The following is an 11,438-nucleotide window of genomic DNA, read 5'->3' as shown; positions in this document are numbered from 1 at the left end:
CACTACTAACGAAATCATTTTTATTTTCTCTTCCTCCGGTTACTTAGATGTTTCAGTTCACCGGGTTTGCCTTCTTTCGAATACTATGCCTTCAACATAGTGGGTTGCCCCATTCGGAAATCTACGGATATAACTCTTATGTGCAAATCCCCGTAGCTTATCGCAGCTTATCACGTCCTTCTTCGCCTCTGAGAGCCTAGGCATCCGCCATACACCCTTAATTAGCTTATTGTACTCTTTTGCGTCTTTAATTTTTACAATCTTGCGATTGTTGTATTTTTATTAATCGTCTATCTAAATGATAAACGATAATGTCTACTCAAGTAATATTATTTTTATAATATTATTATCAATATGTCAATGAACTTTCTTTCAATTTTCAATCTTACAATGTGCAATGAACAATTTTTTAATTGCTAATTCCCAACTGTTAATTGTTAATTGAATCGTGGAGAATATCGGAGTCGAACCGATGACCTCTTGCGTGCAAGGCAAGCGCTCTAGCCAGCTGAGCTAATCCCCCATTACTAGTAGTTAGTAATTAGTTTTTAGTCATTAGTAATTACTAATTCGTAATTGTAATTATTTCTGCTTCTAGAATTTCCTGTTTCACAAAAACACATACTATAGTTGTAGTCTCGGGCAGACTCGAACTGCCGACCTCTACATTATCAGTGTAGCGCTCTAACCAGCTGAGCTACGAGACTCAATATGTGATTGTGTATATATATAAAAATTAACAGCTAATTAAAAAGTAAATAGACTTCTCATAACATACATCTCTTTTCTCTAGAAAGGAGGTGTTCCAGCCGCACCTTCCGGTACGGCTACCTTGTTACGACTTAGCCCTAGTTACCAGTTTTACCCTAGGCGGCTCCTTGCGGTGACCGACTTCAGGCACCCCCAGCTTCCATGGCTTGACGGGCGGTGTGTACAAGGCCCGGGAACGTATTCACCGCATCATGGCTGATATGCGATTACTAGCGATTCCAGCTTCATGGAGTCGAGTTGCAGACTCCAATCCGAACTGTGACAATGTTTAAAGATTCGCATCCTGTCGCCAGGTAGCTGCCCTCTGTCATTGCCATTGTAGCACGTGTGTAGCCCAGGACGTAAGGGCCGTGATGATTTGACGTCATCCCCACCTTCCTCTCGGTTTGCACCGGCAGTCTCTCTAGAGTCCTCAGCTTAACCTGTTAGCAACTAAAAATAGGGGTTGCGCTCGTTATAGGACTTAACCTGACACCTCACGGCACGAGCTGACGACAACCATGCAGCACCTTGTAAGAAGTCCGAAGAAATGTCTATCTCTAAACAATGCATCCTACATTTAAGCCCTGGTAAGGTTCCTCGCGTATCATCGAATTAAACCACATGCTCCACCGCTTGTGCGGGCCCCCGTCAATTCCTTTGAGTTTCAATCTTGCGACCGTACTCCCCAGGTGGGACACTTATCACTTTCGCTTAGTCACTGAGCTAATGCCCAACAACTAGTGTCCATCGTTTACGGCGTGGACTACCGGGGTATCTAATCCCGTTCGCTCCCCACGCTTTCGTTCATCAGCGTCAGTATATACGTAGTAGACTGCCTTCGCAATCGGTATTCTATGTAATATCTATGCATTTCACCGCTACACTACATATTCTATCTACTTCCATATAACTCAAGACTAACAGTATCAAAGGCAGTTCCATCGTTAAGCGATGGGATTTCACCTCTGACTGATTAGCCCGCCTACGAACCCTTTAAACCCAATGATTCCGGATAACGCTTGGACCCTCCGTATTACCGCGGCTGCTGGCACGGAGTTAGCCGGTCCTTATTCGTAGAGTACCGTCAGTGTGGTACACGTACCACAGTTTCTTCCTCTATAAAAGAAGTTTACAACCCATAGGGCAGTCATCCTTCACGCGGCATGGCTGGTTCAGAGTTGCCTCCATTGACCAATATTCCTCACTGCTGCCTCCCGTAGGAGTCTGGTCCGTGTCTCAGTACCAGTGTGGGGGATCTCCCTCTCAGGACCCCTACCTATCGATGTCTTGGTAAGCCGTTACCTTACCAACTAACTAATAGGACGCATAGCCATCTTAAACCGATAAATCTTTAATTAATAATCCATGCGAATTATTAACACCATAGGATATTAGTCCACGTTTCCATGGGGTATCCCCTTGTTTAAGGTAGGTTCTATACGCGTTACGCACCCGTTCGCCGGTCGTCAGCAAATTGCAAGCAATCTCTGTTACCCCTCGACTTGCATGTGTTAAGCCTGCCGCTAGCGTTCATCCTGAGCCAGGATCAAACTCTTCATCGTTATTTTGTTTGACATATTGCTATGCCTTAAATTATGATGATGCTCAAAAAAATCTTCATACTCAATATCTGAAAAACTAATCCCAAATATCAGCATGTAATTTACTCTTTAATTTTACGCTGTCAATTTTCAATAGTATCAATGAACTTACGTCTTTTCAGACTCTTCATACAACTAACTCCCTTAGAAGTTAGTAACTTAGCTGCTTCGCTAAGCGGATGCAAATATAAGAACTTTTTTCTTTCTAAAACAAATAAAATTTAAAATATTTTTAAATCTTTTTTCTTCTATCGCGAAGCTTGTTAAAACCTCTTCTAAAAACCCTTAAAACCTTATATGAACTTCAACTTTAAACTAGTTGCCTAGTCGCTGTTGCGGCTGCAAAGATACGCACCTTTTTTGCTTTTTTCCTAATCTTTTTCAACCTTTTTTTATTTATTTTTTTCTAAAATACCTAAACCCCTTATTACTCGTACTTTATACACTAATCTTAACTCTTTCTTTTTTTAATATAGCTTTCTTTATTACTTATTATATAGATGCGTTAGGGATAGAACGACTTGTTTGAGCTCTTTTTTGAATTGTTGAAATATGAAAAGATTTAGGATGGTTACCCCATAAACAATCTTTATTACTCTTATTTAAAACCAAAAAAAGCGAGTAGTGATAGCCCGACCTGAAAGGTAACGACACAATAAATCAAAAAAAACTTGTTTAACTATACTCCTTTCCTCTATATAAAGGTTTAAAATGCTCATTGTAAATTGTAGCTATAAAAAAAAGTGATGGGGTGTTATAAATAAACACTCCATCACCCTTTGTAAGATTATTCGTTATAATCTATTTAATTAGTCTAAAAAAAGTAAATTTTAGAAGCCCCTAAACCAACAGCACTACTATACTCGGTCTCTAAAGTTGAAATGTTTACAACTTTTAATTTACACAATGATGTAAATGAGTAGGAAACTGTAAACAAATGATTGTCTTTGGTACTCATTCCATATATAGCCCCTACAGTAATACCGTTTGAAGTTGAAATTTCTGTAGCGCTGTCTTTTATACTAAAAACCTTATCTCCTACATAATAATAAATATTCCCGTCATCATAAGACATTAGCGTAGCTCTTGTATTTTCTGCAAAAGCCAATTCTTTATTAATACTATTATCGGCTGTATTTATAAAAGTTATAGAAGACGTTGTGTTTGTTAATGCTGAATAAGGCGGAGTACTAGCGTAACTTAAAGGTTTTCCTTGACACAAAACAACCAATTCTCCTGCATTGTTAAAAAACATTTCATCAGGGTTATCATTTACCTTAATTGTAGTCACCGCATTATTAGCGACTAAATTTACCACCGAAACTATGTTGTTAGAAGAATATCCACCTTGATGAGATACGTACAACTTATTATTTTTAGTAATTACTCGTTCAACCCCATTCGCTAATGGAATTGTAGTTTCTTCTATTGTATTGGTTGTTAAATCTAGAACAGCAATATAATCGTCTGTTTCATCAGAACCGCTTCCCCAATTGGTAATATATCCTTTGTTATCTACAATAGTCATGTATCTTGGATTCCCTAATCCTGTTTGTACAATGGCTTTTTTCTTAAAGGTATATCTATCAACCACTATAATTTGACTTACATCATTTAAGATAATATATGCATCTTCTTCTCCAAAACAAATAGACTGAATTAGTCCTGCTACTTTTGATCCATTTACATTTTCATAATAAAATATATCAGAATCATTCTTACCGAAATAAGACACAGAACCATCTTTAGCTCCAAAGTTTCCCTCTGAGCTAACAATTATGTTGGTATCTACTGTTTCAAAAACATTTTGAACAATAGTTTCTTCTTTTGTACAAGAAACAAAAACAACACTTAGCAGTATTAGTAATTTAAAAATTGAGTATTTTTTCATTTTTTTTAGTTTAAAATTTATAGTGAATATTTATATTAAAGTTTCGTCCGGGCATAGGTCGTAAATTGGTAAAGTAGTATAGATTATTACCAACATTGTTTACTTTACCCCCTAAAATTAATTTGTGATGTTTTTTATTTAACAAACTATAATTAACTCCACAATTAAACACTGTAACCTTAGCTATAGAATAATTGCTTAATGTATCTTCTGTTGTGTATACTTTGCTTTGGTGCAGGCCTTGTAAATACACACTTAACCTTTTATATGTATAAGACAAGTTATAATTGAGCAAATGCTGTGGTACAAAAGGCAAAGAAGCATTTGTTTTTTTGTTAAAAGCACTTGTAAACGTATAATTACCAGTAAGTAAAAGTTTTTGTTCTTTAGGCAGTAATACTTTGTAAGACAAAGCTCCCTCAATTCCTTGATTGGCTACATGTTGTATGTTTTTAGGACGCCATAAATTAGTACCTCCTGTAGGTAACCAAATAATTTTATCTTTTATATCTATATAAAAATAAGTAGCTGAGACATGTAATTGATGAATGTCTATATCTGCTCCCAACTCTAACTGCTTTGATTTTTCTGGCACTAAATTTAAATTTCCTACTATAGGCCAGTACAGTTCATTGTATGTGGGTACTCTATAATTGGTAGATAAATTGGTTTTTAAAGTGATCTTTTTATTTAATTTTTGTTCTGCAGCTAACGATACAGACATAGGAACTGAAAAGTTAGAATTAAACTCTTTACGAAGATTAAAAGAGGTAGATAATGAAGCAGTAGGCATATAAAATATCATCCCTCCAAAAGAAAATGCTTCTCTATTTCTTGATTGGATTTGATCTGTTGAACCGTTTGTAGATTCATACATCATCAAATACTTCGCCTTTAAAACATTTGAAAACCGATATGAAGCATCATAATCTACTACTTTTTTGTTTGATTTTCCGTAACCAAAATTTTTAAAAGCTTTGTTACTATAGTACCTAAATTCCTGAGTTAAGTATGCTAGTTTTAAAGATTGTTGAAAAACATTAGATGAGAAATTCCATTTTAATAAATTACGTTGATTAAAATTTTCATTGCGCTCATTTGCATTAGATGGATTGGGAATTCCATCAGAAAAAAGACGATCTCCATAGTATTTAGTGGTATAAAAATAAAGTTTGTTTCTTCTAGAAAATTGATATCCCAAACTAAAATCTATTCCATAATTTTTATAGTTCCCATTTTCATTATACAACAAGTTTCCGTTTTCATCTTTATATCTCTTGTCTAAATAAACATAATCATTATCCGAACTATTATAGGTAGAAGATAACTTTATTGCCCATTTACCTGTACCTATATTGGCTTTAAAAAAATTAGAACTTGTATTGTAACTACCATAACTGGTAAACAGATCAAAATTTTTATGCTTTTTAAAAGAGAGTATATCATTTAACTGAACAACACCTCCAATGGCACCAGAACCAAATTGCACACTTCCTCCTCCGCTTTTTACCACAATTTGATCTGTAGTACTAGCAGATATGGCATTAAAATCTACTTGACCATTTCCTATAGCATTGATACTGATTCCATTCCACAACACCAATGTATTGGTGGCAGATGTTCCTCTAAACCTGGCAGAACTTGTCCCTCCATTTCCATAATCTTTAAAAGCAATAGGACTATTGTACCTTAATAATTCGGTGAAGTTTGTTGGGTTTTTTACAACTTGCTCTACGGATAACGTTATTTTTTTAGTTCCTAAATCTTCTTGTTTCTTTGTTGTATCAGCCAACAAGACCACTTTCTCTAAACGATTGATAGAATCATTTTGAGCTACAGTTTTGGCACAACAAAATATGCTTATTAAAAAAAACGCTTTACATAGTTTCATCATAAATTTCCTTTACTCCCGAAAGAATTTATATTATGAATCTGGCAGGTCTCCTGACTTACGTCTTATTACTACCTTCCCGTTTTTACTATTATTTAAAACAGTGGTTTAAGAATGTAATAAGCACCTTTTACGGCTAAGTTTACAGTTGCGGGTACAGTTCTTGATTTTAACAAGATTCCCTTTTAATTTTATGGTTCAACTTACATTGAATAGCATAAAAACCAAAATCGTGGCAAAAGTACGTTGTTTTTTAGTTCTAAATTACTTTTTATCAAAATAATTACAATACTTCTGTTCCAAATCTATTTTTTTAGGAAAAAGTTCTGGATGAAATATTTTAGCTAAAACTTTAATACCATCTACCAAAGTACTGGCAGAAGATTGGGTAAACAAATCAAAATCTGCAATATACACTTGCTTGTTTTGCACAGCTCTTAAGTTTTTCCATTCTGGTTTTGCTTCTAAAAACTTCATATCGTCCAAAGTTCTTTCTTGAGTATAACCACAAGGAGCAATTACCAATACTTCTGGATTGTATTTTACAATTTTGTTCCAATCTATCACAATGCTATCTCCTGATGGGTGTGACAGCAAATCTACTCCACCTGCATATCCTATTTGATGAGGAATCCAGTGTCCACAGTTAAACAACGGATCTATCCACTCTAACAACATTACACTTTTAGGCAAGGTTAGTCCTGCTCTTAGAGTATCTACTATTTTTTTAATTTCATTCTGTAAACTTAACACATATTGCTCCCCTTTTTCTGGAAACCCCATGGCGGTTGCAATTGTTATGGCATCTTTAAAAACATCGTTTAAAGATTGTGGAGTAATAGAAATTGTTTTAGGAACTACCGGTAACTTAGACAAAGATCTTTCTGCACTTTCAGTATCAATTTGACACACATCACAAACATCTTGTGTAAAAACTAAAGACGGATTGATGTTATGCATTATTTCTTCATCTACATAATACAAACTTTTTCCGGTAGCTTTGCTTTCAGAAAACAATGTATTTATTTCATCGCTGGTATATTCTTTGTCTTCTAAAACACAACGCACCATTACTTGTTTTTCTTGCAAAGCTTGCTGCGGACACTCAAAAGTAATTCCGTTTAGCATGTGTTCTAAACCCATATCGTAAATCATTTGGGTTACGGCGGGCATCATAGAAGAAACTGTCATATCTTTTTATTTTTCTGCAAAACTAGTCTTTTTTTCAAATCCATTTTTTTTGTCGTTAAAACTTAACAATCTTTGTTAAAAATTAAAGTATGATTTATTACATCACAGGTGGAGAACGTTCCGGAAAAAGTAGCTATGCTCAAAAATTGGCCGAAGAACTATCACCAACCCCTTATTATTTAGCAACTTCTAGAATATGGGATGATGATTTTAAAACACGTGTAGACAGACATGTATCTGACAGAGATGAGCGTTGGACGACTATTGAAGAAGAAAAAAACTTAAGCGCTGTAATACCCAAAAACGCTGTTGTATTAATTGATTGTGTGACTTTATGGCTAACCAATTTTTATACAGACAACAACTACAATGTTGCTAAATGTTTAGAACTTGTAAAGGCAGAAATTGAAAAATTAACCCAATTAGAAGCCACCTTGATTATTATTTCTAACGAAATTGGAATGGGTGTGCATGCCGAAACCCAAATAGGACGTAAGTTTACAGAACTACAAGGATGGGTAAATCAAGAAATTGCCAAAGTAAGCAACAAAGCAACATTTATGGTTTCTGGAATTCCAATGATTTTAAAATAAATACTTATGGACAACATTCAATCTGAATTACAGCATAAAATAAACACCAAAACAAAACCTATGGGTTCTTTGGGTGTTTTAGAAACCATTGCACTTAAAATTGGAGAAATTCAAAAAACGACCACTCCCATTTTATCCAAACCCACTATTATTGTTTTTGCAGGAGATCATGGAATTGTAAACGTAGAACCTGTAAGTCCGTTTCCACAAGAAGTAACCTCGCAAATGGTTTTTAACTTTTTACAAGGAGGGGCTGCTATTAATGTTTTTTGCAAACAAAATAACATTCATTTAAAAGTAGTAGATGCTGGAGTTAATTTTAATTTTAATGGAGTTCCTAACTTAATACATGCAAAAATAAACAAGGGAACCAAAAACTATTGTAATGAACCTGCCATGAGCATAGCAGATTGCAACCAAGCTATTTTAAAAGGAAAAGAACTAGTTACCAAACAATTTACACTAGGAACCAATGTAATTGGTTTTGGAGAAATGGGAATTGGAAACACCTCATCGGCAGCCTTATTAATGAGTTCTTTTACACAATTATCTATTCAAGAATGTGTAGGAAAAGGTACAGGTTTTTCAGAAGAGGGGGTTAAAACCAAAATAGCCATTTTAAAGAAAGCCAAAAACAATTATCCTAACCTAAAAGACCCTATAGAAATTTTGGCCACTTTTGGTGGTTATGAAATTGCCATGATGACCGGAGCTTTTTTACAAGCTGCTGAACTAGGTATGATTATTCTAGTTGATGGATTTATTGTAACATCTGCCCTATTAGCTGCACAAGCCATGAACAAATCTGTACTTAACAAGTGTATTTATTCGCATTGCTCTAATGAACAAGGACATGCTAAAATGTTAGACTTTTTAAAAGCAGATGCTATTTTAAACTTAGGATTAAGACTAGGAGAAGGTACAGGAGCAGCTTTGGCTTACCCAATTGTACAAGCATCAGTTAACTTTTTAAATCAAATGGCAAGTTTTGAATCTGCCGAAGTAACCAACACTGTTTATTAAATGAAAAAAGAAATTGCTATTTTTCTTACAGCTATCATGTTTTTTACAAGAATCCCTTGTCCCAAAAACATAGATCATTCTCCAGAAATTTTAACAAAAAGTAGTCGTTATTTTTCATTAGTCGGAATTATTGTAGGTAGTTTTGGTGCTTTAATTTATTACTTAGCTCAATTTTTATTTAACGATTCTATTTCTATTTTATTAAGCATTGCTGCTACCATTTGGATTACAGGTGCTTTTCACGAAGATGGTTTTGCCGATGTTTGTGATGGATTTGGTGGTGGCTGGACCAAAGAAAAAATTCTCACCATTATGAAAGATTCCAGGGTAGGAACATACGGAATTGTAGGACTCGGAATTTTATTAGCAATCAAACACCAATCACTAGCAGAATTAGACATTTTTACTTGTATTTTGGCTATTATTTCTGGACATGCCATTAGCCGTTTTGCAGCAACAACACTTATTTACACAGAACCTTATGTACAAGACATTGATAAGAGTAAAATAAAACCATCCGCAGTAGGAATCACAAAAAAAGATGTGCTTATCTGTGGTGTTTTTGCCTTTATTCCTTTGCTTTTTTTCTTTACCCCTTGGGTCTTTTTAACACTTATACCGGTATTTGTTACCAAGTATTTACTGGCTACATACTTTCACAAATGGATTGGTGGACACACAGGTGATTGTGCTGGTGCTACCCAACAACTTACCGAAGTTATTTTTTATCTAAGCTTAATTGCCTTACTATGATTCTTTATTTTATAAGACACACGACTCCTGATATAGAAAAAGGAATTTGTTACGGACAATCAGATATTGATGTTGCTGATAATTTTGAAGACGAAGCTAACTTTTTACTAAGCAAACTACAATATGTAAATACCGATGTTGTTATTAGTAGCCCATTAAAAAGATGTACCAAATTAGCTGCTAAACTAAATACCACTTACAAAACTTCTACAGATTTAATGGAATTAGATTTTGGAGATTGGGAGCTAAAAGAATGGAATACCATTCCAAATGAAGAAACAACTCCTTGGATGAATGACTTTGTAAACGTTCGTGTACCTAACGGAGAAAATTATTTAGATTTGTTTGCTAGAGCTCTAAATGTTTATAAAAGCATTCAAGAAAACAATACCATTGTTGTTACACATTCTGGAATTATTAGAAGTGTATTATCGCATACAACCAATACAGATTTAAACGATTCCTTTAATTTTAAAATTCCCTACGGAACCATTGTTAAAATAGATACAACCACCAATGAATACAGCATTTTATAACCTGAAGTTTTATATTTTTTTGTCTTTTTTTGCTTTGCTTGCTTGTCAACCAAAAGCCACCAAAAACAAAAAAGTTTCTTACAATCATAACATTCTATACGCAAAGGGATTTAGTTATCAAACATTTAATAAATACACTAAAATAATTGTACACACTCCTTACAAAGGAGCTACCACTCCCTATGAATATATTTTAATAAAAGGTGACACTATTATAACACCTAACAACCCAAATCAAATTATTGTTAACACCCCTATTCAAAAAATTGTAGCAACCTCAACCACTCAAATACCAGTTTTAGAAGCTTTAAACTCAGAACATCTTTTAAAAGGTTATCCCAACACACATTTTATATCATCTTTAAAAACCCGAAAAAGAATTGACAACGGTTTAATTACAGATGTGGGACACGAAGAACATATGAATACCGAATTAATTCTAGACATTAACCCTGATGTATTGTTTGCCTTTGCAGTAGACAACCTAAACAAAAACTTTAATACCTTAAAAAAAGCAGGAATCCCTATTGTTGTAGATGCTAGTTGGCTAGAAGAATCTCCTTTGGGTAGGGCCGAATGGATTAAGTTTTTTGCGCTATTTCTTAACAAAGAAAAAGAAGCCAATGCTATTTTTAAAGAAATAGAAAATAGCTATAAAAAAGCTAAAAAAGTAGTAGAGAATGTAACCACCCAACCTAATGTTTTGTACGGATCTATTTACAACGGAATATGGTACACACCTGCTGGAGATAGTTTTGTTGCCAAAATTTTAAGCGATGCAAAAACAAATTACCTATGGAAACAAACCAAAGGAACCGGTAGCTTGTCTTTGCAGTTTGAAGATGTATTTGTAAAAGCAAAAAATGCCGATTATTGGTTTGCTCCAGGTTATGCAGCCAACAAGCAAGCTTTGGCTAACAACAACAAACACTACACGCAGTTTGCTCCATATATTCATCATAAAATATACACCTACACCAATACAACGGGACCCACAGGAGGTTTGCTGTTTTTTGAATTAGGAGCACTAAGACCAGATTTTATTTTAAAAGATATTATTAAAATTTGCCACCCAGAAGTATTGCCCAATTACAAAACAACTTTTTTTAATAGTTTAGATTAAAGACTAAGTGTTTTTTAATTACTTTTATTGCGTTTTTAACAACAAAAACAAAATACAATTAGTAATTACATCAAAATCACTTG

Annotated in this window: 8 protein-coding genes, 2 tRNA genes, 2 rRNA genes and 1 riboswitch (1 of these 13 only partly in view); of the genes, 5 read left to right on the top strand and 7 right to left on the bottom strand. The window is 34.4% G+C overall.

Annotated elements, in window-relative coordinates; translation table 11 throughout:
• The 7 genes from ACY2IJ_RS13330 to ACY2IJ_RS13300 all read right to left on the bottom strand — a co-directional run.
• A 23S ribosomal RNA gene (locus tag ACY2IJ_RS13330) occupies positions 1-232 on the bottom strand; it reaches 2,561 nt to the left of the window's first position.
• A gap of 217 nt (positions 233-449) precedes the next feature.
• Positions 450-523: transfer RNA gene (locus tag ACY2IJ_RS13325), tRNA-Ala, on the bottom strand.
• A gap of 110 nt (positions 524-633) precedes the next feature.
• Positions 634-707 (bottom strand) — tRNA-Ile (locus ACY2IJ_RS13320).
• An 86-nt stretch (positions 708-793) separates the two neighbouring features.
• A 16S ribosomal RNA gene (locus ACY2IJ_RS13315) occupies positions 794-2,315 on the bottom strand.
• The 16S and 23S rRNA genes sit together here with 2 tRNA genes alongside, the layout of an rRNA operon.
• Positions 2,316-3,168: 853 nt before the next feature.
• Positions 3,169-4,245 carry a YncE family protein gene (locus ACY2IJ_RS13310; protein WP_476724811.1) on the bottom strand — a complete coding sequence of 359 codons (1,077 nt, stop codon included), beginning with the start codon at positions 4,243-4,245 and terminating at the stop codon, positions 3,169-3,171.
• A gap of 10 nt (positions 4,246-4,255) precedes the next feature.
• A complete protein-coding gene (locus tag ACY2IJ_RS13305; protein WP_476724810.1) occupies positions 4,256-6,139 on the bottom strand; it encodes a TonB-dependent receptor plug domain-containing protein in 1,884 nt (627 codons plus the stop codon).
• 23 nt (positions 6,140-6,162) lie between these two features.
• Positions 6,163-6,380, bottom strand: a riboswitch (cobalamin riboswitch).
• 20 nt (positions 6,381-6,400) lie between these two features.
• A complete protein-coding gene (locus ACY2IJ_RS13300) occupies positions 6,401-7,327 on the bottom strand; it encodes an ABC transporter substrate-binding protein (protein WP_476724809.1) in 927 nt (308 codons plus the stop codon).
• 89 nt (positions 7,328-7,416) lie between these two features.
• Between ACY2IJ_RS13300 and ACY2IJ_RS13295 the strand changes: the two genes are divergently transcribed.
• The 5 genes from ACY2IJ_RS13295 to ACY2IJ_RS13275 are packed head-to-tail and all read left to right on the top strand — an operon-like array spanning position 7,417 to position 11,355.
• Positions 7,417-7,920 carry a bifunctional adenosylcobinamide kinase/adenosylcobinamide-phosphate guanylyltransferase gene (locus ACY2IJ_RS13295; protein WP_476724808.1) on the top strand — a complete coding sequence of 168 codons (504 nt, stop codon included), beginning with the start codon at positions 7,417-7,419 and terminating at the stop codon, positions 7,918-7,920.
• A gap of 6 nt (positions 7,921-7,926) precedes the next feature.
• A complete protein-coding gene (cobT, locus tag ACY2IJ_RS13290) occupies positions 7,927-8,943 on the top strand; it encodes a nicotinate-nucleotide--dimethylbenzimidazole phosphoribosyltransferase (RefSeq protein WP_476724807.1) in 1,017 nt (338 codons plus the stop codon).
• A complete protein-coding gene (locus ACY2IJ_RS13285) occupies positions 8,944-9,696 on the top strand; it encodes an adenosylcobinamide-GDP ribazoletransferase (RefSeq protein ID WP_476724806.1) in 753 nt (250 codons plus the stop codon).
• Entirely contained in the window at positions 9,693-10,232 is a 540-nt protein-coding gene (cobC, locus tag ACY2IJ_RS13280; RefSeq protein ID WP_476724805.1) for an alpha-ribazole phosphatase family protein, read from the top strand. The genes ACY2IJ_RS13285 and cobC overlap by 4 nt, the downstream gene beginning before the upstream one ends.
• Positions 10,213-11,355 (top strand): ABC transporter substrate-binding protein, encoded by a 1,143-nt coding sequence (locus ACY2IJ_RS13275; RefSeq protein WP_476724804.1) that lies wholly within the window; start codon positions 10,213-10,215, stop codon positions 11,353-11,355. The genes cobC and ACY2IJ_RS13275 overlap by 20 nt, the downstream gene beginning before the upstream one ends.
• The last annotated feature ends 83 nt before the right edge of the window (positions 11,356-11,438 follow it).

It is taken from the genome of Wenyingzhuangia gracilariae (assembly GCF_056387575.1).
This window is presented reverse-complemented; position numbering and strand designations above follow the sequence as displayed.